The 25,967-nt window shown below is 71.3% G+C and carries 24 protein-coding genes; 7 read left to right on the top strand and 17 right to left on the bottom strand.

The features are described from left to right. Positions 1 to 85 precede the first annotated feature (85 nt). Complete coding sequence (nsdA, locus tag ACZ60Q_RS15125; protein ID WP_469633535.1) at positions 86 to 1,561, bottom strand: transcriptional repressor NsdA; 1,476 nt, start codon at positions 1,559 to 1,561, stop codon at positions 86 to 88. Between the two features lie 429 nt (positions 1,562 to 1,990). Here nsdA and ACZ60Q_RS15120 point away from each other — a divergent pair, with 429 nt between their 5' ends. Beyond that, positions 1,991 to 2,638, top strand: coding sequence for a bifunctional DNA primase/polymerase (locus tag ACZ60Q_RS15120; protein ID WP_469633532.1), 648 nt, complete (start codon positions 1,991 to 1,993; stop codon positions 2,636 to 2,638). 87 nt (positions 2,639 to 2,725) lie between these two features. Here ACZ60Q_RS15120 and ftsY read toward each other — a convergent pair whose 3' ends face one another. Beyond that, complete coding sequence (gene ftsY, locus ACZ60Q_RS15115; protein WP_469633529.1) at positions 2,726 to 3,934, bottom strand: signal recognition particle-docking protein FtsY; 1,209 nt, start codon at positions 3,932 to 3,934, stop codon at positions 2,726 to 2,728. Between the two features lie 228 nt (positions 3,935 to 4,162). On the opposite strand from ftsY, the gene ACZ60Q_RS15110 reads away from it, so the two are divergent. Continuing rightward, the gene (locus ACZ60Q_RS15110) at positions 4,163 to 5,140 is read left to right on the top strand and encodes an LLM class flavin-dependent oxidoreductase (RefSeq protein WP_469633526.1); all 978 of its coding nucleotides are present in this window, start codon (positions 4,163 to 4,165) and stop codon (positions 5,138 to 5,140) included. A gap of 28 nt (positions 5,141 to 5,168) precedes the next feature. Here ACZ60Q_RS15110 and ACZ60Q_RS15105 read toward each other — a convergent pair whose 3' ends face one another. The 4 genes from ACZ60Q_RS15105 to ACZ60Q_RS15090 all read right to left on the bottom strand — a co-directional run bounded on the left by ACZ60Q_RS15105 (position 5,169) and on the right by ACZ60Q_RS15090 (position 11,834). After that, positions 5,169 to 6,587, bottom strand: a complete 1,419-nt coding sequence (locus ACZ60Q_RS15105) for a sugar porter family MFS transporter (RefSeq protein WP_469633523.1) — start codon at positions 6,585 to 6,587, stop codon at positions 5,169 to 5,171. A 212-nt stretch (positions 6,588 to 6,799) separates the two neighbouring features. Beyond that, the gene (locus ACZ60Q_RS15100) at positions 6,800 to 10,579 is read right to left on the bottom strand and encodes an AAA family ATPase (protein ID WP_469633520.1); all 3,780 of its coding nucleotides are present in this window, start codon (positions 10,577 to 10,579) and stop codon (positions 6,800 to 6,802) included. 322 nt (positions 10,580 to 10,901) lie between these two features. Further along, entirely contained in the window at positions 10,902 to 11,114 is a 213-nt protein-coding gene (locus ACZ60Q_RS15095) for a hypothetical protein (RefSeq protein WP_003965973.1), read from the bottom strand. A gap of 438 nt (positions 11,115 to 11,552) precedes the next feature. Continuing rightward, a complete protein-coding gene (locus ACZ60Q_RS15090; RefSeq protein WP_030085033.1) occupies positions 11,553 to 11,834 on the bottom strand; it encodes an acylphosphatase in 282 nt (93 codons plus the stop codon). Positions 11,835 to 12,069: 235 nt separating this feature from the next. Between ACZ60Q_RS15090 and ACZ60Q_RS15085 the strand changes: the two genes are divergently transcribed. Next, positions 12,070 to 13,011, top strand: a complete 942-nt coding sequence (locus tag ACZ60Q_RS15085) for a CAP domain-containing protein (RefSeq protein ID WP_469633517.1) — start codon at positions 12,070 to 12,072, stop codon at positions 13,009 to 13,011. 61 nt (positions 13,012 to 13,072) lie between these two features. Then, complete coding sequence (locus tag ACZ60Q_RS15080) at positions 13,073 to 13,201, top strand: hypothetical protein (RefSeq protein ID WP_469633514.1); 129 nt, start codon at positions 13,073 to 13,075, stop codon at positions 13,199 to 13,201. Here ACZ60Q_RS15080 and mutM read toward each other — a convergent pair. From mutM to ACZ60Q_RS15035, 9 genes are all read right to left on the bottom strand, one after another. Next, the gene (mutM, locus tag ACZ60Q_RS15075) at positions 13,174 to 14,034 is read right to left on the bottom strand and encodes a bifunctional DNA-formamidopyrimidine glycosylase/DNA-(apurinic or apyrimidinic site) lyase (RefSeq protein ID WP_469633511.1); all 861 of its coding nucleotides are present in this window, start codon (positions 14,032 to 14,034) and stop codon (positions 13,174 to 13,176) included. The genes ACZ60Q_RS15080 and mutM overlap by 28 nt on opposite strands. Positions 14,035 to 14,173: 139 nt before the next feature. Further along, complete coding sequence (gene rnc, locus ACZ60Q_RS15070; RefSeq protein ID WP_469633508.1) at positions 14,174 to 14,998, bottom strand: ribonuclease III; 825 nt, start codon at positions 14,996 to 14,998, stop codon at positions 14,174 to 14,176. 19 nt (positions 14,999 to 15,017) lie between these two features. Next, positions 15,018 to 15,191 (bottom strand): 50S ribosomal protein L32, encoded by a 174-nt coding sequence (gene rpmF / locus ACZ60Q_RS15065; protein WP_003965982.1) that lies wholly within the window; start codon positions 15,189 to 15,191, stop codon positions 15,018 to 15,020. A 2-nt stretch (positions 15,192 to 15,193) separates the two neighbouring features. After that, the gene (locus ACZ60Q_RS15060) at positions 15,194 to 15,808 is read right to left on the bottom strand and encodes a YceD family protein (RefSeq protein WP_469633505.1); all 615 of its coding nucleotides are present in this window, start codon (positions 15,806 to 15,808) and stop codon (positions 15,194 to 15,196) included. Positions 15,809 to 16,022: 214 nt separating this feature from the next. After that, positions 16,023 to 17,120, bottom strand: a complete 1,098-nt coding sequence (locus ACZ60Q_RS15055; RefSeq protein ID WP_469633502.1) for an ATP synthase subunit B family protein — start codon at positions 17,118 to 17,120, stop codon at positions 16,023 to 16,025. Positions 17,121 to 17,236: 116 nt separating this feature from the next. After that, complete coding sequence (gene coaD / locus ACZ60Q_RS15050) at positions 17,237 to 17,716, bottom strand: pantetheine-phosphate adenylyltransferase (protein WP_179892251.1); 480 nt, start codon at positions 17,714 to 17,716, stop codon at positions 17,237 to 17,239. A 26-nt stretch (positions 17,717 to 17,742) separates the two neighbouring features. Beyond that, on the bottom strand, positions 17,743 to 18,327 hold the full coding sequence (gene rsmD / locus ACZ60Q_RS15045; RefSeq protein WP_469633499.1) for a 16S rRNA (guanine(966)-N(2))-methyltransferase RsmD: 585 nt from the start codon (positions 18,325 to 18,327) through the stop codon (positions 17,743 to 17,745). Between the two features lie 162 nt (positions 18,328 to 18,489). Beyond that, positions 18,490 to 20,766: an ATP-dependent DNA helicase RecG gene (recG, locus tag ACZ60Q_RS15040; protein WP_469633496.1), complete on the bottom strand. Its 2,277-nt coding sequence runs from the start codon at positions 20,764 to 20,766 to the stop codon at positions 18,490 to 18,492. A gap of 57 nt (positions 20,767 to 20,823) precedes the next feature. Further along, positions 20,824 to 22,566: a DAK2 domain-containing protein gene (locus ACZ60Q_RS15035; RefSeq protein WP_469633493.1), complete on the bottom strand. Its 1,743-nt coding sequence runs from the start codon at positions 22,564 to 22,566 to the stop codon at positions 20,824 to 20,826. Between the two features lie 256 nt (positions 22,567 to 22,822). On the opposite strand from ACZ60Q_RS15035, the gene rpmB reads away from it, so the two are divergent. Further along, positions 22,823 to 23,008: a 50S ribosomal protein L28 gene (gene rpmB, locus ACZ60Q_RS15030; protein WP_003965989.1), complete on the top strand. Its 186-nt coding sequence runs from the start codon at positions 22,823 to 22,825 to the stop codon at positions 23,006 to 23,008. 145 nt (positions 23,009 to 23,153) lie between these two features. Here the strand turns inward: rpmB and thiD are convergent, their stop codons facing one another. Together thiD and ACZ60Q_RS15020 are read right to left on the bottom strand one after the other, a co-directional pair. Continuing rightward, the gene (gene thiD / locus ACZ60Q_RS15025; RefSeq protein ID WP_469633491.1) at positions 23,154 to 23,975 is read right to left on the bottom strand and encodes a bifunctional hydroxymethylpyrimidine kinase/phosphomethylpyrimidine kinase; all 822 of its coding nucleotides are present in this window, start codon (positions 23,973 to 23,975) and stop codon (positions 23,154 to 23,156) included. Positions 23,976 to 24,011: 36 nt separating this feature from the next. Continuing rightward, entirely contained in the window at positions 24,012 to 24,992 is a 981-nt protein-coding gene (locus tag ACZ60Q_RS15020) for a thiamine-phosphate kinase (protein WP_469633488.1), read from the bottom strand. Between the two features lie 219 nt (positions 24,993 to 25,211). Between ACZ60Q_RS15020 and ACZ60Q_RS15015 the strand changes: the two genes are divergently transcribed. After that, the gene (locus ACZ60Q_RS15015; RefSeq protein WP_006127869.1) at positions 25,212 to 25,445 is read left to right on the top strand and encodes an Lrp/AsnC family transcriptional regulator; all 234 of its coding nucleotides are present in this window, start codon (positions 25,212 to 25,214) and stop codon (positions 25,443 to 25,445) included. A gap of 20 nt (positions 25,446 to 25,465) precedes the next feature. Beyond that, positions 25,466 to 25,954, top strand: coding sequence for a DUF3515 domain-containing protein (locus ACZ60Q_RS15010; protein ID WP_469633485.1), 489 nt, complete (start codon positions 25,466 to 25,468; stop codon positions 25,952 to 25,954). Positions 25,955 to 25,967 lie beyond the last annotated feature (13 nt).

Here is a 25,967-nt window from a genome sequence, read left to right as displayed (position 1 = left end):
ACGGCGACCCTCCGGATGACCAGGCGGTGGGGAAGCCGAGTCGGGCTGTACGGAAGGGGCGCCGCGGCAGGGGCCGGGGTGCCGGTCAGACAGCTTCGGCGGTCTCCGGCAGCTGTTCGTGGAGCAGCTCGGTGAGCCGGGCGACGTCGGCGACGTCGCCGAAGTTCCTGGCAGCGGTGTCGACGGTCTTGCGCAGGCGGGTGTTCACCCGCTCGGAGCGGACCTTCTTTGCGATCTTCAGGGCGCGGGCGGCGAGCACGGTGGACTCCTCCGGCTCGCGCTGGAGGAGATGGACGGTGGCCATGCCGATGAGGTTGAGCGCGTAGGAGCGCTGGTGCTCGTCGTCCTCGCCGAACAGCTCGACGGCCTTGTCCATGGCGGGCTGGGCGAGCGAGGCGTATGTGGGGCTGCGCCCGGCGACATAGGCCAGGTCACGGTAGGAGTGGGCGTTCTCCCCGTTCAGCTCGGCCTCGGAGAAGAAGCGGATCCAGTCGGGCTCCGGCTCGCCGTCGAGACCCGCGTCCAGGAAGGTGTCCTCGGCCATCCGGACGGCCCGCTTGCACTTGCTGGGCTGGCCCATGTTGGCGTAGGCGCGGGCCTCCATCGCGTGCAGCATCGCCTGGGTACGGGAGGTGGCGCAGTCTCGGCTGCCGTACTGCGCGAGGTGGATCAGCTCCAGGGCGTCGTCGGGGCGGCCCAGGTGGATCATCTGGCGGCTCATGCTGGAGAGGATGTAGCTGCCGAGCGGCTTGTCCCCGGCTTCCTTGGCGGCGTGCAGGGCGAGCACGAAGTACTTCTGGGCGGTGGGCTGGAGGCCGACGTCGTAGCTCATCCAGCCCGCCAGCTCGGCCAGTTCGGCGGCGCAGCGGAAGAGGCGCTGGGCAGTGGGTCCTGGCTGCGGCTCCTGGAGCAGGTCGGTGACCTCGTGCAGCTGCCCTACGACGGCCTTGCGGCGCAGCCCGCCGCCGCACTGGGCGTCCCACTGCCGGAACATCGCGGTGGTCGACTCCAGCAGGTCCAGCTCGGGCCCGGAGAGCCGGGAGGGGCGGTGGGCGGGGGCCGGGGACTGCGGCTCGCCGGAGCTCTGGACGGGGACGGGCACCAGCCAGCGCTGCATCGGCTCGATGAGGGCGGGGCCCGCGGCCAGCGCCAGCGAGCTGCCGAGGAAGCCGCGCCGGGCGAGCATCAGGTCGCTGCGGGAGAACTCGCTGAGCAGGGCGACGGTCTGGGGGCCGGCCCAGGGCAGGTCGACTCCGGCCACCGAGGGTGACTGGTGGGCGGTGCGCAGCCCGAGCTGTTCGATGGCGACGACGGTGCCGAAGCGCTCCGAGAACAGCTCGGAGAGGATGCGCGGGATCGGCTCGCGCGGCTGTTCCCCGTCGAGCCAGCGCCGCACCCGGGAGGTGTCGGTGCTGATGTGGAGAGCGCCCATCTGCCGCGCCCGCCGGTTCACCTGGCGTGCCAGCTCGCCCTTGGACCAGCCACTGCGCACGAACCACGACCCCAACTGCCCGTTGGAGCGCTTCCCGGCATCCGTGTCGCCTGTGCCGCTGCCACTCACTGGAACGCCCCCATCCCGCCGAAACCTCTATCGCGCGAACCATTGTCAGAATGCCGTGCATCGGTGCTGTCCGTAAGAGATAGGAACACCCTCGAACAGGAAATCGGGTTGCCTGCGGCATACCCGTGGGTGCACATACTCCCAGGGTTCGCGTACCGACGGTAATCCTACGATCACCCCTCCCGCGAGGGGGGTTGAGGAAACGCCACCATTCGCCACCCCTTCGAATGAACCCGACTGCCGCTGGGCGCGCTTGACTTGACCAATCAGGGCCGAGGGCGAGCGGATGGAAGCATTCGGGAGCGCGTACACCGTGGCGCACTCCCTTTCGCACTACCGCGCACGCCACTCGATCGAGTTTCAGCGACGGAGGGTCACCCGGGCAACGCGGGTCGTAACCACCGACGAGCCGGACCCGTTGGAGGGGGCATGGGCTTCACGATCGGCGGCATCCGGGAGATGCGATCCGGTGCGCGGCGACGCCACCGCGGCACCGAGGGCACGGCGGTGGCCGAGTACACCGGACTGTGGGGCTGGGCGGTGACGCCCGGAGCACGGGCCGAGGCCGGCTCCTGCTCGTGCGGCGAGCCGGCCTGCCCGGCACCGGGAGCCCACCCGCTGGACTTCGCCCGGGAGGTCCCGGCCGGCAGCGGCCTGGACCGCGCGTCGGACGCCTGGGCCCGGACGCCGGGAGCGGCGATGCTGTTGGCCGTGGGCCGCTCCTTCGACGTGCTGGACGTCGCGGAGGGGGCCGGGCGGCGGGCCCTGGTGCGGATGGAGCGGATGGGGCTGCCGTCGGGGCCGGTCGCGGTGACGCCGACCGGCCGGGCGCAGTTCCTCGTCGCCCCCGGGGCCGCCGCCGAACTGCCCGAGTTGCTCTACCGGATGGGCTGGGACGACGCAGGGCTGGACCTGCGCGGCCTCGGCCCGGGGACCCACATCACCGCCCCGCCCTCCGACCTCGGCGGCCTCGGCCCGGTCCGCTGGCTTCGGCCCCCGCTGCTGGACACCGTGGCCGCTCCGCCGCAGGCGCGGCTGCTGTTGGGGACCCTGGCGTACGTCTGCCACCGCTCGTAGTTTTCGAAGCGGGCGCGGAAACGGCGGACGGGCGGCAGGCTCCTCCCAGGAGCCGCCGCCCGTCCGCCGTGCCGGCCGAGGGATGGATCAGTCGCCGATCAGGGCGTCCACGAAGGCGCCCGGCTCGAACGGGGCGAGGTCGTCCGCCCCCTCGCCGAGACCGATCAGCTTCACCGGTACGCCCAGCTCGCGCTGGACCGCGATGACGATGCCGCCCTTGGCGGTGCCGTCGAGCTTGGTGAGGACGATGCCGGTGATGTCCACGACCTCCGCGAACACCCGGGCCTGGACGAGGCCGTTCTGTCCGGTGGTGGCGTCGAGGACGAGCAGGATCTCGTCCAGCGGGCCGTGCTTCTCCACGACGCGCTTGACCTTGCCCAGCTCGTCCATGAGGCCGGTCTTGGTGTGCAGCCGGCCCGCGGTGTCGATGAGGACGACGTCCGCACCCTCGGCGATGCCTTCCTTGACCGCGTCGTAGGCGATCGACGCCGGGTCACCGCCCTCGGGCCCGCGGACCGTGCGCGCGCCGACCCGTTCGCCCCAGGTCTGGAGCTGGTCGGCGGCGGCGGCGCGGAAGGTGTCGGCCGCGCCGAGCACCACGCTGCGTCCGTCGGCGACGAGCACCCGGGCCAGCTTGCCGGTGGTGGTGGTCTTGCCGGTGCCGTTGACGCCGACGACCATGACGACGCCGGGGGTCTCGGCGCCGCCCTCGGTCCTGACCTCTCGGTCGAGGTCCGGGCCGAGCAGGGCGATCAGCTCTTCGCGGAGCAGGTTGCGCAGGTCCTCCGGAGTGCGGGTGCCGAGCACGCGGACGCGCTCGCGGAGCCGCTCGACCAGTTCCTGGGTGGGGGCGACGCCGACGTCGGCGGTGAGGAGGGTGTCCTCGATCTCCTCCCAGGTGTCCTCGTCGAGGTTGTCGCGGGAGAGCAGGGTGAGGAGCCCCTTGCCCAGCGAGTTCTGCGAGCGGGCGAGCCGGGCCCGCAGGCGGACGAGCCGGCCGGCGGTGGGCTCGGGGACCTCCAGCGCGGGCGGCGCGGGAGCCTCGGCGACCGGGGCCTCCTCCGCGGGCGCGGTGGCGTCCGGGAGGCCGACTTCGTCGATGGTGCGCCGCGCTTCGTCGCGCGGCGTCCCGGCCTCCTCGCCGACCTGCGGTTCGGCGGGAGGAGTGATGGTCGGCGTGCTCGGCGGCGGGGGCGGCAGCTTCTTCTTACGGCTGCCGACCACGAGCCCGCCGACCAGGCCGACAGCGACCAGGGCGATGACTACAGCGAGGATGACGATTTCGACGAGTTCCATAACCCGTCCAGTATCGGCCACGGCCGTGCCACGGGCGCGGCCCCGGCTGCCCCCCGGCGATCCATCGGGGCCATATGCACCTTTTGGCGGCAATTCAAACACCGACCCCTACACTTCTGACGCCACGTCAGCTACGGTGCCGCCGCCCGTCCAGATGCCCGGATACGCATCTGCCCACCTGCCCGCCCGCCCCGCCTGCCCATCTGCCTCGGCGAAGGGACGCCCCCGATGGCCTTCACAGTGGTCCGGTTCAATCTCGTCGACCCCGCAGCCACACCCGTATCGCTCTCGGCCCGCTATCGCGCCGCCCTGGAGATGGCGGCGTACGCGGACGGGCACGGCGTCGACACGGTGCAGACCGAGGAGCACCACGGGGTGGCGAACTCCTGGCTTCCCTCCCCGTTCACGTTCGCCGGGGCGGTCTTCGGCGCCACCCGCCGGATCGCGGTGACCGTCTCGGCGATCATCGGGCCACTGCACGATCCGCTGCGTCTCGCGGAGGACATCGCGGTGCTGGACCTGCTGAGCGCGGGCCGGCTGGTGACCGTCGCGGGGATCGGCTACCGCCCCGAGGAGTACGAGCGGGCCGGGGTCGAGTGGGGGCGGCGCGGCAGGCTCCAGGACGAACTGCTGGAGACGCTGCTGGCGGCGTGGACCGGGGAGCCGTTCCCGTACCGGGGCCGTACGGTGCGCGTCACCCCGCGCCCGTACACGCGCCCGCACCCGCTGCTGCTGGTCGGCGGCAGCTCACGGGCGGCGGCGCGGCGGGCGGCCCGGCTGGGGCTGCCGCTGTTCCCGAGCGCGCATCTGCCGGAGCTGGAGGCGTACTACCACGAGCGGCGCGCCGAGCACGGGACGGAAGGCTTCTGCATGATGCCCGCTGCCGAGACCCCGCTGCTGCACGTGTCCGAGGACCCGGACCGTACGTGGGCCGAGTACGGCGAGCACTTCCTGCACGAGGCGCGCACCTACGCCTCCTGGCAGTCCAAGGACATCCGCTCGGCGGTGCGCTCGTCGGCGGCGACGGTGGCGGAGCTGCGCGAGGAGGGGGTGTACCGGATCGTCACGCCGGACGGACTGAAGGCCCTGGAGGCGGAGAGCCTGGTCCTGCACCCCCTGTGCGGCGGGATGCCGGTGGAAGAGGGGTGGCGCAGCCTGCGGCTGTTCTGCGAGGCGCTGGAAAAGCCGACCGCCCCGGCTCGGTAGACCGGGGCAGCGCGGGCGGGAAAAGGGGCTAGCCCATCTCCTCCAGCGTCTTGCCCTTGGTCTCCTTCACGAATTTCAGCACGAAGGGGATCGAGAGCACGGCGAAACAGGCGTAGATGATGTACGTCCCCGAGAGGTTCCAGTCGGACAGGCTCGGGAAGCTGGCGGTGATCGCCCAGTTGGCGATCCACTGCGCGAAGACGGCAACGCCGAGGGCGGCGGCGCGCAGACGGTTCGGGAACATCTCGCCCAGGAAGACCCAGACGACGACACCCCACGACAGGGCGAAGAAGAGCACGAAGACGTGGGCGGCGACCAGGGCGACCGTCCCCTGCGTGGTCGGCAGCTTGCCGTCGACCAGATCCGCGGAGAACGCCCAGGCCTCGACCGCGAGCGCGAGCGCCATGCCGACCGAGCCGACGAGGGCGAGCGGCCTGCGGCCCACCCGGTCCACCAGCACCATCGCGATCACCGTGCCGATGATGTTGACGATCGAGGTGGTGAACGAGTAGAAGAACGAGTCGGTCGGGTCGATGCCGACGGACTGCCACAGCGTCGCCGAGTAGTAGAACGCGACGTTGATGCCGACGAGTTGCTGGAACATCGACAGGCCGATGCCGACCCAGACGATGGGCAGGAAGAAGAAGCGGTTGCCGAGCAGGTCCTTGAAGGAGGACTTGTGCTCGCGGTGCATGGCGGTCTCGATCTCGGCCACCCGGGCGTCGAGGTCGATGTTCTTCCCCTCGACCTCTTCGAGGATCTTGCGGGCTTGGGCCTTCCTGCCGACCGAGATGAGGAAGCGCGGGGACTCGGGGATGGCGAAGGAGAGCAGTCCGTACAGGAGGGCCGGGACGACCATCACGCCGAGCATCCACTGCCAGGCCTCCAGGCCCAGGATCTTGCCGCGCTGGTCGCCGTCGGCGATCTGGAGGATGGCGTAGTTGACCAGCTGGGAGATGGCGATGCCGATGACGATGGCCGCCTGCTGGAAGGAGCCGAGCCGGCCGCGGTAGGCGGGCGGGGAGACCTCGGCGATATAGGCCGGGCCGATCACCGAGGCCATGCCGATGGCGAACCCGCCGATGATGCGCCACATCGCCAGGTCCCACAGCGCGAACGGCAACGCGGAGCCCACCGCGCTGACCGTGAACAGCACGGAGGAGATCTGCATGCAGCGGATGCGGCCGATACGGTCCGCGATCCGGCCGGCGGTGGCGGCGCCGATCGCACAGCCGATCAGTGCGATGGCGATGACCTGGGCGAGCGTGCCGGACCCGATGTCGTACCGGTCGCGGATCGCCTCGACGGCCCCGTTGATGACGGAACTGTCGTAGCCGAAGAGGAAGCCGCCCATCGCCGCGGCCGCGGTGATGAAGATGACGTGGCCGAGATGGTCCGGATGGGCCGCCCGGGCCCCGGACCCGGGTCCGTTCGCTGTGCTGGTCACATGGACTCCTGATGCCTGGCCGCAAGTCAGACGTGGGGGTGAGCCTTCCCAGTGGGGCACAACTTCCCGACCGCCACCACTTGAAGGTGAAATGGACTGCGCAGAGGTTGTGCATCCAGGAAGCGGAGCCGAACAGTGGGTCGAGTGGGTCGATCCCCGTGTACCCAAGAGTTCACAGAAGGTGCGTTGAACTTCTGATGATTCGGCAGAGGTCAGCGCAGCCGCTGGCTGATGACCTTCGAGACCCCGTCGCCCTGCATGGACACGCCGTACAGCACGTCGGCGACCTCCATCGTCCGCCTCTGGTGGGTGATCACGATCAGCTGGGAGCTCTCCTGGAGCTCCTCCATGATCCGGATCAGCCGCTGCAGATTGGTGTCGTCCAGCGCGGCCTCGACCTCGTCCATCACATAGAACGGGCTGGGCCGGGCCTTGAAGATCGAGACCAGCAACGCCACCGCCGTCAGGGACCGCTCACCGCCCGACAGCAGGGAGAGCCGCTTCACCTTCTTGCCCGGCGGACGCGCCTCGACGTCCACCCCGGTGGCGAGCATGTTGTCCGGGTCGGTCAGGACGAGCCGCCCCTCTCCGCCGGGGAAGAGCCGCGAGAAGACCCCCTCGAACTCACGGGCGGTGTCCCGGTAGGCCTCCGTGAAGACCTGCTCGACCCGCTCGTCGACCTCCTTGATCACCTGGAGCAGATCGGCCCGGGTCTTCTTGAGGTCTTCCAGTTGCTCCGACAGGAACTTGTGCCGTTCCTCCAGCGCCGAGAACTCCTCCAGGGCGAGCGGATTCACCTTCCCGAGTTGCTGGTACGCCCGTTCGGCCGACCGCAGCCGCTTCTCCTGCTCGGCCCGCAGATACGCCTTCGGCCGGTTACGGGGATGCTCCGGCGCCTGGGGCAGCGCTTCGCCCTCGGCGGCGGGCGACGGGGGGACGAGCTGGTCCGGCCCGTACTCGGAGACCAGCCCCGCGGACTCCACGCCCAGCTCCTCCAGGGCCTTCGTCTCCAGCTGTTCGATCCGCAGCCGCTTCTCCGCGCCCAGCACCTCGCCCCGGTGGACCGAGTCGGTGAGCTTGTCCAGCTCGCCCTTCAGCCCCCGGCCCCGGTCGCGCTCGACGGCCAGCTCACGCTCCCGCTCGCCCTTCGCCGCCTCGGCCGCCGTCCGCTCCTGGTCGGCCCGTACGAGGGACACCTCGACATGCGCCAGCAGCTGACGCGCCCCCGACGCCACGGCGGAAGCGACCTCGGCCTCGTACCGAAGCCGGTCCCGGCGCTGTTCGGCACGGGTGCGCGCCTCCCGTTCGGCTCGGGCGGTCCGGTCCAGCGAGTCCGCGCGGCCGGCCAGCGCCTTGACCCGCTCCTCGTGGGTACGAACCTGGAGCCGGGCCTCCATCTCGGTCTGGCGGGCGTTGGCCCCGTCGGCGGCGAGCCGGTCCCGCCGTGATGTGTCGGGCTCCTCCTCCGCCGGGGTCTCCTCGGCCACCAGCAGTCGTTCGGCCAGCTCCTCGGCCTCCTCCGTCGCCCGCTCCAGGGCCTCCTGGGCACGGGCCGCGGACGCGGTCATGCGCTCGGCCTCGCCGGCCGCGCCCCGGGCCTGCCCGGCGAGCCGCCCGAGCTGCTGGGCGAAGCCGGACCTCTCCCGCTCGGCCGCCCGGCGGCGCTCCCCCAGCTCCTCCACGAGCGCGGTCCGCTCCGTGCGCCGCTCCCCCGCCAGACGCTGGGCCTCGGCGAGCTCCTCGCACCGCACGGCGAGGTCGGCCAGCTCGGCGGCGGCCTCGTCGACGGAGGCCCGCACCTCCAGGAGGCTGGGCGCCCCGGCCGACCCGCCCTGGGCGAAGTGGGCGGAGAGCACGTCGCCCTCACCGGTCACGGCGGTGATCCCGGGATGCGCGGCCACCAGTTCCTCCGCGTCCTTGAGCGTCCCGACGACCACCGTGTCCGGTACGAGGCGGCGTACGGCCCCGAGCAGCGCGGCAGGCCCGCGCACCAGGTCGGCGACGGCGGGGGCGGCGAGGACGGTGTCCGTCCCGGCACGGCCCGCCGGGTGTGCCGCGGCGTCCGTGCCACCGTGCCGTGCGGCGGACGCCGACGCCACGGCTTCGGGCGCTCCGCCCTGTCCGGGCAGCACGGCAGCCGCGGGATGCGGGGCTTCCTCCCGTACGGACGCCTCCTCCCGCACGGGGGTCTCCTCCCGCGCGGGTACCTGCTCACCGGACTGCTCCGGTACGTGATGGGGCCCGACGGCCGCGAAGTCCGCGAGATCAGCGCGATCCGCGCCCAGCAGCATCGCCGCGCGCCCCGCGTCCCGTTCGCGCAGCAGCCGGATCGCGTCGGCGGCCGTGGCCGGGTCCGTGACGGCCACGGCGTCCGCCGCGGCGCCGAGGGCGGCGGCCACCGCGATCTCGTACCCGGGCTCGATGGTCAGCAGTTCGGCCGCCGGGCCGAGGAGCCCGGCCGGCCGGTCCCGGGCCCCGAGCAGTGCGCCCGTACCGTCCTTGCGGCGCAGCCCCAGGGACAGCGCCTCGTGCCGGGCCGCGACCGCAGCCCGCCTGCGTTCGGCGGCGGTCGCCTCGTCGCGCGCCGTGCTGTGGGCGGCCCGGACATCGGCGAGGAGCTGCTTGGCCTCCTCGTGGCGGGCGGTCAGCTCCTCGCCGGCGCCGTTCACCCCCTCGACCTCGGCCTTGAGCTGCTCGTACTCCTCCTGGGCGCCCACCGCGCGCTCCCGCGCCTCGTCGCGCGAGGCGGCCAGCCGGTCGATCTCGGCCTGTGCCGAACCGGCCCGGCCCCGGGCCGCGTTGACCTGACCGTTCAGCCGGGCCAGCCCTTCGCGCCGGTCCGCGATGGCGCGGGCCGCGTCCTTGAGCCGGCGTTCCTCAGCGGCCAGCTCGCGTTCCAGGCCGGCACGGTGGGCAACGGTGTCCTCCCGTGCGTGTTCGGCCGCCTCCAGGGCCGCCGTCAGCTCCGCCTCCTGCTCGCGGATCCGGGCGGCCTCGCGCTCCAGTTCCTCGGGGTCGCGGCCCCGCCGCTCCTCGGCGGGCACCTCGGAGGCGCTGCGGACCCGGGCGTCGGCCAGCGAGATCGTGCCGCGGACCCGCTCCGCCAGTTGCGACAGCTCGTACCAGGTCTGCTGGGCGCGCTGGAGCCGGGGCGCGAGCCGGCGCACCTCGCCCTCCAGCTCTGCCTCACGGGCGAGCGCCGTCCTCAGCTCGGCCTCGGCCACGTCCTTGCGCTTCTTCAGCTCCGCCTCGTCGGCGATCTCGTCGCGCAGCGCGTCCCGCAGGGTCACCAGGTCGTCCGCGAGGAGCCTGAGCCGGGCGTCGCGCAGGTCGGCCTGGATGACGGCGGCCCGGCGGGCGACGGCGGCCTGCCGGCCGAGCGGTTTGAGCTGGCGGCGCAGTTCGTCGGTGAGGTCCTGGACCCGGGCCAGGTTGGCGCCCATCGCGTCCAGTTTCCGCAGCGCCTTCTCCTTGCGCTTGCGGTGCTTGAGGACGCCCGCGGCCTCCTCGATGAAGGCCCGGCGGCCCATCGGGTCGGCGTGCAGCACGGAGTCCAGCTGGCCCTGCCCGACGATGACATGCATCTCACGGCCGATGCCGGAGTCGGAGAGGAGTTCCTGGATGTCGAGCAGCCGGCAGGTGTCGCCATTGATCTGGTATTCGCTGCCGCCATTGCGGAACATGATCCGAGTGATCGTCACTTCGGCGTACTCGATGGGAAGTACGCCGTCGGAATTGTCGATGGTCAGCGACACTTCGGCGCGGCCGAGCGGAGGCCGGCCGATCGTCCCGGCGAAGATCACGTCTTCCATCTTGCCGCCGCGCAGGGATTTGGCGCCCTGTTCCCCCATGACCCAGGAGAGCGCGTCCACCACATTGGATTTGCCGGATCCATTGGGACCGACGACGCAGGTGATCCCCGGTTCGAACCGCAGGGTGGTGGCGGACGCGAACGATTTGAAACCACGTAGGGTCAGAGCCTTGAGGTGCACGCCGCCGGACTCTACCTTTCGCTCTCGGTTTCGCTGATGAAGGTGCAGGGCACATCAGACGGTAAGCGAAGGCCGGTACGTCCGGATCGGGGGTCGGGCAAAGAAAAAGGGACGCCGAAGCGTCCCTGTGAATCTTGCTGGTGTCCGTGTGAATCCAGCTGCGGTCCTGCGCTGTGCATCGCAAAACGACCGGACAACGACGCCCCAACGATGCGGGAACCTCGGTGTTCGGGGGACGGCGATCCGTGACGCAGAACGAATCGGAGATGTTCCGAGGCTACTGAGCGTGCCCGGCCCTACCGGCCCGAGGGGGCCGGGGTGGTCAGGTCAGCGCAGGCTCGCCCTGGGGTACATCGATGTCGATGCTGTCGAGCAGCGACTCTTGGTGCTGGGCGGCGGCGTTGAGCGCGTCGTTCTCGTCCTGGATCCGGTTGAGCTCGGATTCCAGGTCCTGGACGCGCTGCTGGAGCCGTCGCATCTCGGCGAGAAGTCGCGGGTCGGAACCGCCGACGTAACCGAGAAGCGCCTTTGCCATGATGGATGGTCCTCCACAATGAGTGACCGACCGATGCGGTGTGGGTCGTCAGGGGATCGCACCCGCGGTGCTCGGCAGGGCTCTGTCACCACTGCGGTTCTGCTGCTAATCAGCTCTACCGAACAGCTAAGGTGCGCGGGGTTTTCAGCGTCTCACCAAAAAGTTTGACGGTCAACACGATCACACCCCGTGTACCCGGGTGTCCCGGGGGTGCGCGGCCGGGCGATCATGCGGCGCGACTCTCCTGCGGGCCCCCGAGGGGTGTGCGGATCTTCGTCAATCCCGCAGCCTTGCACGACATCCCGCATCTGGCAACCATCGGCTGCCGCCGGGTCCCGTCGCAGGTCATTTCGGGTGCGGGGCGCGAGCCGACGCCGCGGTGTCCGTTCGGCGCACGGCGTTCACCGAGCGGATCCCACGGGTCGCGCGGGAGCCGGATCAGCGAATGGCGAATCCGTCGTATCCACCGCGCGGGGTGTCCCAGATCTCAGTGACTCCGTCCACACGCCCGGGTGTGTCGTCGGACCGCAGCCAGTCCAGCAAACGGTGGCAATTCTCACGCGACCCTTCGGCCACGATCTGCACCCTGCCATCGTCCAGATTGAGGGCGAACCCGATGAGACCGCCGATCTCCAAAGCATTTGCCCTGGTGAACCAGCGGAAGCCTACTTGCTGTACTCGGCCGCGTACCCAGACGACGAGGCGCGCTTCTTCGTTCATGCCCGAACGCTAACCGGCCCCTTGCTCGTGAAGCACGTCGCCCCCTTTCACCCATGGGCTACAGTCCCGTCGGAACAGCCTCACTCGATCGGGTGAGTAATCGGACGGGTGTCGGGTGTCGGGTATCGACTGGGAAGTCGATCAAGCAGCATTCGCTCCGCGTGCCACCGAATTCGATCAACGGGCAGTCGAGCGACGTCGCAACGGCGTCCGGAGTAGCAGGAAGGCACAGCGCATGGGACGCCACCGACGATCCGCCGCAGGCCCCGCCGCTGAAGAACCCGCGGCCGGGGCCGCTTCCCGAGGCCGGGGCACGCGCCGCAAGAAGTCCGCCGTGCCGATCCGCACCGGGCTCCTCGGCGTCTCGGCGGCCGTGGCCGTCGGCGCGGTCGCCGTCGCCTCGGGTCTGATCCCCGGCGGCGACACCTACACCTCCGGCAACACCACCGCCGCCGACCAGGTGCGCACCGGCGGCGCTCCGGACCTGCTGACGCAGGGCGGCAGCTCCACCGCGCCGGCCGACCGGTCCGCCTCCCCGACCAGCCGGGGTTCCGAGCGCCCGGAGGCGAGCAAGGCCCCGTCGAGGACACCGTCCAAGGCACCTTCGGCCTCGCCCTCGAAGGCGCCGTCGAAGTCGGCCGCCCCCTCCACGTCGACGAAGTCGGCCGCCACCCCGGCCGAGAGGGCGAAGGCACCCGCCTCGGCCCCGGAGAAGAGCGCACCGGCGAGCAAGGCCCCGGCCCCGCCGAGGACCTCCTCCGCCCCGCCGCCCAGCAAGAAGCCGAGCCCCTCCCCCACCGACGCCTCCGCACGCACCGAGGTGTTGGCCCTGGTCAACCAGGAGCGCGCGAAGGTCGGCTGCTCCCCGCTGACCACCAGCGCCCCGCTGACCTCGCTGGCCCAGAACTTCAGCGAGGACATGGCGGCCCGCGGCTTCTTCGACCACACGGACCCGGACGGCGACACTCCCTGGGACCGGGCCGCGCAGGCCGGCGTGCAGGGGCTCGGCGCGGAGAACATCGCCCGCGGCCAGGGGGACGCCCAGGCCGTGATGGAGGGCTGGATGGACAGCGAAGGCCACCGGGCGAACATTCTCAACTGCGACTACACGACCATCGGCATCGGCGTCCACAAGGGCTCCGGCGGCCCTTGGTGGGTCCAGAACTTCGGCTCCTGACCCACCCCCACGGTCCACGTACTCCCGCACAGCGCTCCCTCGGGGTGAGCACGGTGCGGGAGTGATCTTCTGCAGGGGCAGTGGTACGGACCGTCTCACTCCGCTCGGGCTGATCCGGTTCGCCGAGGGGCGGATGGACGATGTGCCGGCCGCCCGTACGCGCTACGACGAGGCGCGCGGCGGCCGTTGACAGCGCGGGCAGTAGTAGCTGGACCGGTTCATCCAGGCACGGCGGCGCATCGGGGTGCCGCACCGATGGCAGGGCTCGCCCTCCCGGCCGTACGCGTCGAGCGACCGGTCGAAGTAACCGGACTCGCCGTTCACGTTGACGTACAGGCTGTCGAAGCTGGTGCCGCCCTGGGCGAGTGCCGCGTTCATGACGTCGCGGGCGTGGCCGAGCAGCTCGGCGGACTTGGGGCGGGTCAGCGTCGCGGTCGGCCGGTCGTAGTGCAGCTTGGCGCGCCAGAGCGCCTCGTCCGCGTAGATGTTGCCGACCCCGCTGATCAGTGACTGGTCGAGCAGGGCGCGCTTGACCGTGGTGCGGCGCAGCCGCAGCGCGGTGTGGAACGCGGCGTCGTCGAAGAGCGGGTCGAGGGGGTCCCGGGCGATGTGCGCGATGGTGTCCGGCAGACCTTCGGGGGTGTTGTCGTGCAGCGAGAGCCCGCCGAAGGTGCGCTGGTCGACGAAGCGCAGCTCGGTGCCGAGCGCGTCGTCGAACCGCATCCGGATCCGCAGGTGCTTCTCGTCGGGCGCCTCCGTCGGTTGCACCAGCAGTTGTCCGCTCATGCCGAGGTGCCCCAGCAGGGAGGCGGAGGCCTCGTCGATCGGCACCCAGAGGTACTTGCCGCGGCGCATCGCCGCCCCGAAGCGGACTCCGCGCAGCCGGGCGGCGAAGTCGACGCCGCCCGCGAGGTGCCGACGGACCGAGCGCGGGTGCAGGACCTCGACCTCGCTGACGGTGCGGCCGCTGACCCAGCGCTCAAGGCCCCGGCGGACGACTTCGACCTCGGGCAGCTCAGGCACGATGCACCACTCCAGACACGATGACGGCGGTACGGGAGCTCGGGACCGGCTCCCGGACGTACGGGGAGGCCGTGCGCGGGCTCCCCGGGACAGGGAGAACCCCCCGGTGCGGATGGCACCGGGGGGTTCCCGTTTCGCTTCAGGCCGGAGCGGCGTCCGTGTGCGGCGACGGATCGGCAGGGGTATCGGCGGCCCCTCCGTCGGCCGCGGACTTCTCCGCGGCCTGTCGTGCCTCAGCGGCGGCGCTGATCTCACGCCAGGCGGACTCGGCCGCCTGCTGCTCCGCTTCCTTCTTGCTACGGCCGGTGCCGGTGCCGTACGAGACACCACCGACGCGAGCGGCAGCGGTGAAGGTCTTCTCGTGATCCGGACCGGTCTCCGTGACGAGGTACTCGGGGACTCCGAGGCTCTCGCTCGCGGTGAGCTCCTGGAGGCTGGTCTTCCAGTCCAGGCCGGCACCGAGGTTCGAGGACCTGTCGATCAGCGGGTCGAAGAGCCGGTGGACCAGCTCCGAGGCCACGCTGAGGCCCTGGTCGAGATAGACCGCGCCGATCACTGCTTCCAGTGTGTCGGCGAGGATGGAAGCCTTGTCCCGGCCCCCCGTGCCCTCTTCACCGCGGCCGAGCCGGATGAAGGAGCCGAGTTCGAGGCCGCGGCCCACTTCCGCAAGTGCACGCGAGTTGACCACCGCGGCCCGCAACTTGGCCAGCTGGCCTTCGGGCAGGTCGGGGTGGGTGCGGTACAACGTGTCCGTGACCACCAGGCCGAGCACCGAATCCCCGAGGAATTCGAGCCGCTCATTGGTGGGCAGACCGCCGTTCTCGTATGCGTACGAACGGTGGGTCAGCGCACGCACCAGAAGGGCGGACTCGAGGTGGTACCCGAGCCGCCCTTCCAGAAGCGTGTGGGACGAGGCTGTGTTGACGTTGTCTGCCTGCTTCTTGGCGCTGGACAACTCAGACATCGGGCCTCTCACCAGCCGCTCAGACCTCGAGGACCTGGCGCTTGTTGTAGGTGCCGCAGCTCGGGCACGCAATGTGCTGGAGCTTGGGCTCCTGGCACCGCTCGCACGAAACCAGGGTGGGGACCGCAGCCTTCCACTGCGACCGGCGGTGGCGCGTGTTGCTGCGCGACATCTTCCGCTTCGGAACAGCCACGGCTACTTCTCCTGCTTCTCGTCGACGCCAGGTTCGGCGCCGCCCATGTTGTCCTTCTCGCCGTCCTGAACGGTCTCGGCGAGTCCTTGCAGTGCCGCCCAACGAATGTCGAGGGCATCGTGGTGGTGGTCCGGATTCTCGTCCAGCCTGATTCCGCATTCGGAACACAGACCGGCGCAGGTCTCCTTGCACACCGGCTGCATGGGCAGTGCGAGCACTACCGCGTCACGCAGCATTGACTCGAGGTCGAACAAGCCGTCCTCGAGGAAGAACCTGTCCTCGTCGTCCTCGGCGTCGTCGGCCGGTTCCGCCGCACTGCTGCGGCCCCGGTCATCGGCGTCAGGGTACGAGAACATCTCCTGGAAATCCGCTTCGACCTCTGTGGCCAGCGGCTCCAGACACCTTACGCACTCCCCCTCGGCGGTTGCACGGGCGGTGCCTGTGACAAGCACCCCTTCCATGACCGATTCGAGGCGGAGGTCCAGCTCCACGGGTGCGCCTTCCGGCACGCCGATGACGCCGTCGATGCCCAGGACCGGTGAACCGGGTGCGTCCACCGTGCGGGTCAGCCGCTTCAGGGCACCGGGACGCCGACCCAGCTCGTGCGTATCGAACACGAGAGGATTGCGGTGGTCGAGGTGGCCGTTCAGGGCTTTTCCTGCTTTCGAATCATGGGTGTCGTCCTGCGAAGGGGGCCGTCTACGGTCCGGGGACGAACCGTCTCCGTTCCGTGGACGAAACGGGCAGCCGAGATCGCGGACCTATGTGCGACCGAGGATTCAGGATACTGGACGGACCGCTCAGCACCCAATCGGGGCGGCCTTCCCGGGATCAGCGGCCCTGCTCGTACCGGCGCAGCTGATCCAGGTCGATCATGCTGGTGTCGAAGAGGCTGGTCTCGTCCAGCGCGCCCCCGCCCTGCTGGTCGGCCGCCTGGGGCTGAGGCTGCTGGGCCTGCTGCTGCCAGCCGTAGTCCGGCTGGGCGCCCGGCTGGGACGGGTACCCGGCCGGGTCGTAGCTCCCCTGCTGCTGGTACGCCGCGTACGGGTCGGGCTGCTGCTGATAGCCGTACGTGTCCTGGACGCCCTGCTGGAGCGGCTGCTCCTGGTAGCCGTAGGCCGCCTGCGCGTAGCTCGGCTCGCCCTGCGGCGGCGCGGGGTACTGGGGCGGCTGGGGCGCCTGCCGCGGTTCCGGGGCGAGCTCGGCGAGGCCGGCCAGGTAGTCGGCGTCGCTGGTGTGCCCCTGGCCGCCCGCGGCGTCCTGAGCGGCCATGTGCGCGCCGAGGTCGTCGCTGGCGACCCGGCCGTGCAGCTTCTGGCGGCCCCGGCCGACCGCCTCCAGGGTCTTCGCGAGAACGGCCTCGAAGGCGCCGAACTTGGCGTCGACGTAGGCGTCGGCCCGCTGCCGCAGGGTCTCCGGGTCGGTGCTGCGCTCGGGAGCCTCGGTGAAGTCGGGGTCCTGATAGCCCTGCTCGTCCAGGCCCTGACCTCGGCCGAGGAGCTTCTCGCGGCCCCGGTCCACGGAACCGATGGTCTTGGTGAGGACGACCTCGAAGTTGGCGAGCTTGCTGTCGACGTAGTCGTCGGCCTCCGCCCGGACCTCCTCGGCCTCGCGGCGGGCCTCGGACAGGATCCGGTCGGACTCGCTCTGCGACCGGCGGGCGATCTCGGTCTCGGAGATCAGCGAGGCGCGCTGGGCGTGGGCGGACTCGATGATCCGCTCGGCCTCCTGCCGGGCCTGCACGGCGAGCTGCTCATGGCCGCCGATCAGCTCCTGCGCCTGGGCGAGGGAGCCGGGCAGGGCCTGACGCACCTCTTCGAGCATGGCGAGCAGCTCGGCGCGGTTGACCACGCACGAGGCCGACATGGGCATGGATCGGGCGCTCCCGACCGCGTCGACGATCTCGTCGAGCTTCTTCTGCACGTCCACCGTGTGCTCGCCACTCTCTGCTGCTCTGTTGAAGCTGCTGCTCCGTTGGAGACGGACGGGACGACTGTAAGGCCAGTCGGCCGCCACCCGACACCTGGTGACGGGCCGTCAGCGGCTCAGCGTTGGCCCAGTCGCTCCACGAGCGCCTCGTGGACGGTCGGCGGCAGCAGGTGGGAGACATCGCCGCCCCAGGTCGCCACCTCCTTGACCAGCGAGGACGACAGAAAGCTGTACGTCGGATTGGTCGGCACGAAGAGCGTCTCGACGCCGGAGAGGCCGTTGTTCATCTGGGCCATCTGCAACTCGTAGTCGAAGTCGCTGACGGCCCGCAGGCCCTTCACGATCGCCGGGATCTCCCGCTGCTTGCAGAAGTCGACCAGCAGGCCGTGGAAGGACTCCACCTCGACGTTGCCGAAGTCGGCGGTGACCTCGCGGATCAGCTCGATCCGCTCGTCCACGGTGAACAGCCCCTTCTTGGACTGGTTGATCATCACCGCCACGTGCACCACGTCGTACAGTTTCGAGGCTCGGCCAATGATGTCGAGATGTCCGTTGGTGATGGGGTCGAACGACCCCGGACAGACGGCGCGGCGCACTGTGATCCCCTCGCTCTCCGGTCCAGTCATCGTGCGTCTTCGCACGTAGCGGCGGCGCGACCGTACCAAAGCGTCCCCTCGCCGTAGCGACGGGAGCGCAGTGGCTCGAATCCGGCGGGCCAGCCGAATGCTCCGCCCCGGGTGCCGCGTTCCACCGTGACGAGGACATCGGCCGTGAGCCACCCCTGAGCACGGAGTGTGAGCAGGATCTCGCGAAGATCCTCGTCGGTGACGGCGTACGGCGGGTCCAGGAAGACGATGTCGTACGGGTCGGCGGGCGCCGGTCCTGTCACGATCTGCTCGGCTTTGCCGGTGCGGACCTCGGCGCCGGGCAGACCGAGGGTGCGGACGTTGTCGCGGACGGTGCGGACCGCCTTCGGGTCGGCCTCGACGAGCAGGGCGTGCACCGCGCCGCGGGAGAGCGCTTCGAGGCCGACGGCGCCGGATCCGGCGTACAGATCGGCGACCCTGGCCCCCTCCAGGGTGCCGAGCAGCGCTTCCCAGGTGGAGAAGAGGCCCTCGCGCGCACGGTCGGAGGTGGGGCGGGTACCGGTGCCGGGCGGGACGGCCAGGCGGCGTCCGCCGGCCGAGCCGGCGATCACGCGGGTCATGGGTGTGGGGTCCTCGGGGTCGTGGGCGTACGGCGCACGGGGCCGTCGGCGGTCGGTACGCGCGCTGTGCGCGTGCCGTGCGTCCACGATATGGCGTACCGCTTCCGCCGGCCCGTCCGCCTCTGTCCTGCCCGTGGCCTCTCACCGGCTCCCGCCCGGCTCTCACCCCTTGTCGAGATACTCCTCGCGGTCCTTGTCCAGGAGGGCGGCCAGCACCGTTCGCAGCTCCGGCAGGTGTTCCAGTCCGGGGTCGGCGGCGACGATCGCGACGGCTTCCTCGCGGGCGGCGACGATCACCTCCTCGTCGTCGATGACGGTGAGCATCCGCAGCGAGGAGCGCACTCCGGACTGGGCCTGGCCCAGCACATCGCCCTCGCGGCGCTGCTCCAGGTCGATGCGGGAGAGCTCGAATCCGTCCAGGGTGGCGGCGACGGCGGAGAGCCGGGCGCGGGCGGGGCTCGCCTCGTGGGCCTCGCTGACCAGCAGGCAGAGCCCGGGGGCGGAGCCCCGACCGACACGGCCGCGGAGCTGGTGGAGCTGGGAGACGCCGAAGCGGTCGGCGTCCATGATCACCATGGCGGTGGCGTTGGGGACGTTGACCCCGACCTCGATGACGGTGGTGGCGACCAGGACATCGACGTCCCCGGCGGAGAACCGGCGCATGACGTCGTCCTTCTCGTCGGGGTGCATCCGCCCGTGCAGCACCTCGACGCCCAGTCCGGCCAGCGCGCCCCTGCGCAGTTCGTCGGCGATCTCCAGCACGGCGAGCGGCGGCCGTTTCTCGGGGTCCTCGTCGGCGGCCTGCTTCTTGGCCTTCGCCTTCTTGCCGTCCTTCCCCTCCGCCTCCTCCGCGTCGTCGCCGATGCGGGGGCAGACCACATACGCCTGGTGGCCGTTCTCCACCTCCTCGCGGACGCGTTCCCAGGCACGGGTGAGGAAGTGCGGTTTGTCCTTGGCGGGGACGACATGGCTGGCGATCGGGGAGCGGCCGGCCGGGAGCTGGTCCAGGACGGAGGTCTCCAGGTCGCCGAAGACCGTCATCGCGACCGTACGGGGGATGGGGGTGGCGGTCATGACGAGGAGGTGGGGCGGCTGCTTGCCCTTGGAGCGGAGGGCGTCGCGCTGTTCGACGCCGAAGCGGTGCTGTTCGTCGACGACGACCAGGCCCAGGTCGTGGAACCGCACCTTGTCCTCGATCAGCGCGTGGGTGCCGATGACGATCCCGGCCTCGCCGGTGACCAGGTCGAGCAGGGCCTGGCGGCGGGCGGCCATGCCCATGGAGCCGGTGAGCAGGACGACCTTGGTGCCCCGGTCCGGGCCGCCCAGCGCCCGCCCGTCGCCCGACCCCCGCCCCTCATCGGGAGGCGCCTCGCGCCACAGCCCCCAGCTCTCGGCCAGCTCGCCCATCATCTCGGTGATCGAGCGGTGGTGCTGCTGCGCGAGGACCTCGGTCGGGGCGAGCATCGCGGCCTGGCCGCCGGCGTCGACGACGGTGAGCATGGCGCGCAGCGCCACCATCGTCTTCCCGCTGCCCACCTCTCCCTGGAGGAGGCGGTGCATCGGATGTTCGGTGGCCAGGTCGTCGAAGATCTCCTTGCTGACCTTCTCCTGGCCCTCGGTGAGGGTGAAGGGCAGTTTGGCGTCGAAGGCGTCCAGCAGGCCGTCCGCGACGGGGCGGCGGGCGACGGCGGGCAGTTGGGTGTCGGCGTACCGGCGGCGGGCCAGGGCGACCTGGAGGACGAACGCCTCGTCCCACTTGAGCCGGGCCCTGGCGTCCTCGACGTCCGCCTTCGTCTGCGGGCGGTGCGCCTTCAGCAGGGCCTCGGGCAGCGGGGTGAGGCCCCGGCCCTCGCGCAGGGAGGCGGGCAGCGGGTCCACCGCGTCCCGCGCGCTGGGCAGGACGGCGTCGACGGCCTTGGCGATCCGCCAGGAGTCGAGCTGCTTGCAGGCGGGGTAGATCGGCAGCAGCCGTCCGGCGAAGGCGTCCACGGCCTCGGTCGCCTCGTCGGCGTCGGAGGCGTCGAGCAGTTGGTACGTGGGGTGGGCCAGCTGCATCTTGCGGTTGAAAACGGAGACCTTGCCCGCGAACATCGCCTGGCGGCCCGGGAGCAGTTCCTTGTGCGGCTTGTGGACCCCGTGGCCGAAGAAGACCAGCTGGAGGCGGCCGCTGCCGTCGGTCAGGGTGACCTCCAGACGTTTGCCCCGGCCGTTGTTGAACATCATGATCCGGGCGTCGGCGACCTGGGCGAGCACCGTGACGTGCTCGTCCAGCGGGAGGTCGGCCAGCGCGGTCAGCTTGCCACGCTCCTCGTACCGCCGCGGGTAGTGGTGCAGCAGATCACCGACCGTGTGCAGGTCGAGATGTTCGGCCATCACCTTCGCGGTGGCTCCGCCGAGCAGCTTCTTGAGAGGTTCATCGAACGAGGACACGCGATCCATTGCACACCACGGCACTGACAGCTGTCCGCCGGGCGCGACCGTGCCGCGGAATCTCGGCTACTCGACGCCGATCAGCAGGGGTGCGCGCTGATGCCCGCCCCGGTAGATCACGGTGTCCACGGCGAGGTAGCCCTCGCGCACGTGACCCTCCAGCGCTTCGGCCAGCGAGTCGGGGACGTCCTCGCCGAGGACGAGGGTGACCAGTTCGCCGCCGGCCGCCAGCATCCGGTCGAGAACCGTGCGGGCCGTGGCCGGGACGTCGGCGCCGATCACGGCGACATCGCCGTCGATCAGGCCGAGGATGTCCCCGGCCTGGCAGATCCCGGCCATCGTCCACGACTGGCGCTCCGCGACGGCCAGTTCGGCGTAGCGGGTGGCGCCGGCGGCGGCGGTCATGGCGACCACGTCCTCGTCGAAGCCCCGGTCCGGCTCGTGGACGGCGAGGGCGGCGATGCCCTGGACGGCGGCCCGGGTGGGGACGAGGGCGACCCGGACCCCCTCGGTCCTGGCCTGTTCGGCGGCCGCGGCGGCGGTGTGGCGCAGGGCGGCGTCATTGGGCAGCAGCACCACCTCCCGGGCGTGGGCGCGGCGGATGGCGTCGACCAGTTCGCCGCTGGCGGGCGGTTCGCCGGGGCGGGCGATCACGGTGGTGGCGCCGGCCTCGGCGCAGAGCCCGGCCAGTCCGTCTCCGGGGACCACGACGACGACGGCGCGCCGCGCGGGTTCGGCCTGGACGCGGAGGTCGTGGCCGCTCTCGGTGGCGAAGTGGGTGATCCTGATGCGGTACGGGCGCCCGGCCTCGACGCCCGCCTCCACGGCGGCCCCGGCGTCGTCGACGTGCACATGAACGTGCCAGAGCCCGTCGCCGCCCACCACGACCAGGGAGTCACCGAGCGCGTCGAGCCGGGTGCGCAGCCGGGCCACCTGCTCGTCACGGGCCTCCAGAAGGTAGATCACCTCGAACGCGGGCCCGGCGCCCCCGCCCTCGGGGCAGTCGAGCGGCCCTTCCGCGGCGCGAACACCGGCCGGCGGAACGCCCCCCGCCGGGAAGCCTCCCGCGGGAACGCTCTCCACCGGGGTGCCGCCCACCGGCAGGCCCAGCGGCGAACCGCCGTCCACTGGTGCGGGCGTCCTCCCCGGGCCGGTGCGAGGTCCCCGTGGCGGAGCCTGCCCGGTCACCGTCTCCACCAGCGCGCCCAGGACCGCGACCAGTCCTCGGCCCCCGGCGTCGACCACGCCCGCCCGGCCGAGAACGGCGAGCTGCTCGGGCGTCTTCGCGAGGGCCGCGACCGCGCCGGCGTACGCGGCGTGCACGACGGTGCGCAGGTCCGGGTCCTCGCCTGCGGCGGCCTCGGCGGCCGCGGCGGCGACGGTGAGCACGGTGCCCTCGACGGGGTGGGCGACGGCCTGCCGGGCGGCGTCGGCGGCCCGGCTGAGGGCGAGGCGCAGGTGAGCGGCGTCGCCGCCGTGGGCCAGCACCCCGGCCATGCCGCGCAGCAGCTGGGCCAGGATCGTGCCGGAGTTCCCTCGGGCGCCGATCAGGGCACCGTGCGCCATGGCGCGTACGGCGTCGGCGGTGGCGGGCGCGGTGTCTCCGGTCTCGTGCGCGGCGAACACCGCTTCGACGGCGGCGGCGGCGGACTCGACGGTCAGATAGAGGTTGGTGCCGGTGTCCCCGTCGGCGATGGGATAGACGTTGATCGCGTCGATCTCCGCGCGCTCCCGGCCCAGGACCTCCAGGGCCAGTGAGCACCACGTGCGCACCGCGACGGCGTCCAGATCGTCGGGGAGCTGCGGCACCGATGGTCCTCCTCGATCGGCCGTGGCGGCGGACTGCACCGCAGGTTAGCCCGCCTGCCGGGGTTCCGGTCCGGACAGGGGGCGGGCGGGGCAGGGGGCCGACCCGTGGTAGTTTCGTATCTCCGAAGCAGGCGTTGTATGCTGCTCCGGTTGCCCGATGAGAGTCGGGCCATTCCTCCGGTACCGCCACTTCAGTCAAATGATTCCGGCGCGCCGGATTTCACTGTAAGTGCATCTGAAGTCTTTGGAGTGACCCGTGGCTGCCAACTGCGACGTTTGCGGCAAGGGGCCGAGCTTCGGCAACAGCATTTCGCACTCGCACCGCCGTACGTCCCGTCGCTGGAATCCCAACATCCAGCGCGTGCGTGCCGTGGTCGGTCGGACGCCGAAGCGGCTCAACGTCTGCACCTCGTGCATCAAGGCCGGCAAGGTTGCGCGCTGACGTCCCCGTCGTAGCGCAGCCTTCCGGTTGCCCAAGAAGCCGGTCCACCTCGGTGGACCGGCTTTTTGCTGTGCTCAGGCGCTGATCGGGCGACCGGGTCCGGCCGGGCGGGCTGATCGGCCGGGCGGGCGGGTCCCCGGGCTGGTCAGCCGGGCGGGCGGGTCTGCCAGCCGTGGTCGACGGGGCCGATGCCGCCGCCGAGCGGAAAGCCGGCCTCGATCGCGCCGGTGACATACGACTTCGCGTCCCGTACCGCCGTGGGCACATCCCTCCCGAGCGCGAGCCCGGAGGCGATGGCGGAGGCCAGGGTGCAGCCGGTGCCGTGGGTGTGGCGGTTGTCGTGCCGGGGGGCGCGCAGCCAGTGTTCCGCGCTCCCGTCGGTGAGCAGGTCCACCGCCTCACCGGGCAGGTGACCGCCCTTGATCACGACCCAGCGTGGCCCGAAGGCGAGGATCTCCTCGGCGGCCCGGCGCATCCCGCTCTCGTCGGTGACCGTGACCCCGGTGAGCTGGGCCACTTCGTCGAGGTTGGGGGTGGCGACGGTGGCGACGGGCAGCAGCTTCGTCCGTACGGAATCGAGGGCTTCGGCTGCGAGCAGCGCGTCGCCGTGCTTGGAGACGCCGACCGGGTCGACGACGACGGGGGCGTCGGTTGTGGCGAGGAGTTCGGCGAGGAGTTCGGCGACGGTCTCCACGAGGTCGGCGGAGGCGAGCATTCCGGTCTTCACGGCCTGAACACCGATGTCGTCGACGACGCTGCGGAACTGGGCGCGTACGGCGTCCACCGGAAGCTCCCACGCGCCGTGGACGCCGAGGGAGTTCTGTGCGGTGACGGCGGTGAGCACGCTCATGCCGTGCACGCCGAGCGCGAGCATCGTCTTCAGATCGGCCTGGATCCCCGCGCCGCCGCCGGAGTCGGATCCGGCGACGGTGAGCACTCGGGGCGGGCCAGCGGTACGTATGGGCATACGCGGCAATCTAGTGCCCGCCCGCGGATCCCCCGCTCACGCGCGTGGCTGGGTGTCCTCGATGGAGCCGAAATGGTCCCAGCCGCCCTTGCTGGTCCAGGGCGCGCCGTCGACGGTGACCTGGGGCAGGGCGGACGGGTTGAGGACCTCGCCGATCACCTTCCAGCGGGCGGGCAGCTTCACGTCCGGCGGGAAGGTCGCCACGATCGCGTGGTCCTCTCCCCCGGTCAGCACCCACTGGAGCGGGTCGACACCGACGGCCTGGCCGATGTCGGACATCTGCGAGGGGATGTCGATGAGGCCGGAGCGCAGGTCGATGCGGACCTGGCTGGACTCGGCGATGTGCCCGAGGTCCGCGACGAGGCCGTCGCTGACGTCGGTCATCGCGGTGGCGCCGAGCCCGGCGGCCGCGGGGCCCGCGTGGTAGGGCGGTTCGGGGCGACGGTGGGCCTCGACGAAGGCGCGGGGCGAGCGGAAACCGCGGGAGAGCACGGCGTATCCGGCGGCGGACCAGCCGAGCCAGCCGGTGACCGCGACGACGTCGCCGGGGCGGGCCCCGCCCCGGGTGACGGGTTCATGGTCGCGCAGGTCGCCGAGGGCGGTGATCGCCACGGTGATCGTGTCCCCGCCGACCACATCGCCGCCGACCACGGCGGCGCCCGCCACCTGGCACTCGTCGCGCAGCCCGTCCATCAGTTCGGCGGCCCAGGTGACGGGGAGGTCGGCGGGGACGACGAGGCCGAGGAGCAGCGCGGTGGGCACGGCGCCCATGGCCGCGATGTCTGCGAGGTTCTGGGCGGCGGCCTTGCGGCCGACGTCGTACGCCGTCGACCAGTCACGCCGGAAATGCCGGCCTTCCAGCAGGATGTCCGTACTGGCCACGACCCTGCGGTCGGGGGCGGCCACGACCGCGGCGTCGTCGCCGGGTCCCAGCCGTACCGCCGGAGTGGTGGTGAGCCGGGACGTGAGCTCTCTGATGAGCCCGAACTCCCCCAACTCGCCCACGGTTCCCTTCACCGAGTCTCACCTCTCCTTTATCGCCCCGGACACCCGTCCGGGCCCCCGGTCGCGAGCCGTCTGTGCTGTCGGTACCGTCAAGAGATACGTCAACTTCTGCGCTCTGTACGCCACGCTGTGGACACCATCCGGCCCGTAGGTCTCCCCGTGGCCCGCGGCGACGCGATACCGTGGCGTCCCTTTCCCCCACATGATCCTCGTGGCCGCCCTGGAGGTTCCGTGGTACAGGCGTACATCCTCATCCAGACCGAAGTGGGCAAGGCGTCGATCGTCGCCGAGACCATTTCCAAGATCCCGGGAGTCATCCAGGCAGAGGACGTCACCGGTCCGTACGACGTGATCGTGCGGGCCCAAGCGGACACGGTCGATGAACTCGGCCGCATGGTGGTCGCCAAAGTGCAGCAGGTGGACGGCATCACACGAACCCTGACCTGCCCGGTCGTCCACCTCTGACCCCCGTCTAGGCTGGGCCGGTGACGTCATCCGCCCGCCGTTCCCCCCGCTCGATATTCCTCGGTCCGTCCGTTGCCGTGCTCGTGCTGGCCGCGGCGGGCTGCTCTCTCAGCGACGCGCAGCCCTCGATCACGGTTCCCACGCCGTCCTCGGAGGCCGCCGCGTACTGCGAGGCCCTGCACGAGGCACTGCCGAAGGCCGTCCTCGAACTGGAACGCAGCGACCCCTCCCCGGATTCGGAGCTGACCGCCGGCTGGGGGGACGGGGCGATCGTACTGCGCTGCGGGGTCCCCCGGCCCGCGAAGATGGACGACCCCCAGTCACAGGGCGTCGAGGCGGACGGTGTGCAGTGGATGCTGGAGGAGCCCGAGGACTCCGGTCCGCGGTTCACCACCACGTACCGCAAGGCGTACGTCGAGGTCACGCTGGACTCGACGTACGCCCACGACATCACGCCGCTGGCCTCGTTCGCCGGCCCGGTCTCCAAGACGGTACCGAGCAAGTTCTGAAGGCGGGCCGTCG

Source organism: Streptomyces sp. NPDC104313 (assembly GCF_055583985.1).
This window is presented reverse-complemented; position numbering and strand designations above follow the sequence as displayed.

Excerpts from the sequence above, each read along its gene's own strand:
- ACZ60Q_RS15095 (WP_003965973.1), bottom strand. The coding sequence starts at position 11,114 with ATGGCAAAGGCGCTTCTCGGTTACGTCGGCGGTTCCGACCCGCGACTT.
- ftsY (WP_469633529.1), bottom strand. The coding sequence starts at position 3,934 with ATGGAACTCGTCGAAATCGTCATCCTCGCTGTAGTCATCGCCCTGGTC.
- recG (WP_469633496.1), bottom strand. The coding sequence starts at position 20,766 with ATGGATCGCGTGTCCTCGTTCGATGAACCTCTCAAGAAGCTGCTCGGC.
- rnc (WP_469633508.1), bottom strand. The coding sequence starts at position 14,998 with ATGTCTGAGTTGTCCAGCGCCAAGAAGCAGGCAGACAACGTCAACACA.
- ACZ60Q_RS15110 (WP_469633526.1), top strand. The coding sequence starts at position 4,163 with ATGGCCTTCACAGTGGTCCGGTTCAATCTCGTCGACCCCGCAGCCACA.
- ACZ60Q_RS15085 (WP_469633517.1), top strand. The coding sequence starts at position 12,070 with ATGGGACGCCACCGACGATCCGCCGCAGGCCCCGCCGCTGAAGAACCC.
- rsmD (WP_469633499.1), bottom strand. The coding sequence starts at position 18,327 with ATGACCCGCGTGATCGCCGGCTCGGCCGGCGGACGCCGCCTGGCCGTC.
- ACZ60Q_RS15090 (WP_030085033.1), bottom strand. The coding sequence starts at position 11,834 with ATGAACGAAGAAGCGCGCCTCGTCGTCTGGGTACGCGGCCGAGTACAG.
- ACZ60Q_RS15120 (WP_469633532.1), top strand. The coding sequence starts at position 1,991 with ATGGGCTTCACGATCGGCGGCATCCGGGAGATGCGATCCGGTGCGCGG.
- thiD (WP_469633491.1), bottom strand. The coding sequence starts at position 23,975 with ATGCCCATACGTACCGCTGGCCCGCCCCGAGTGCTCACCGTCGCCGGA.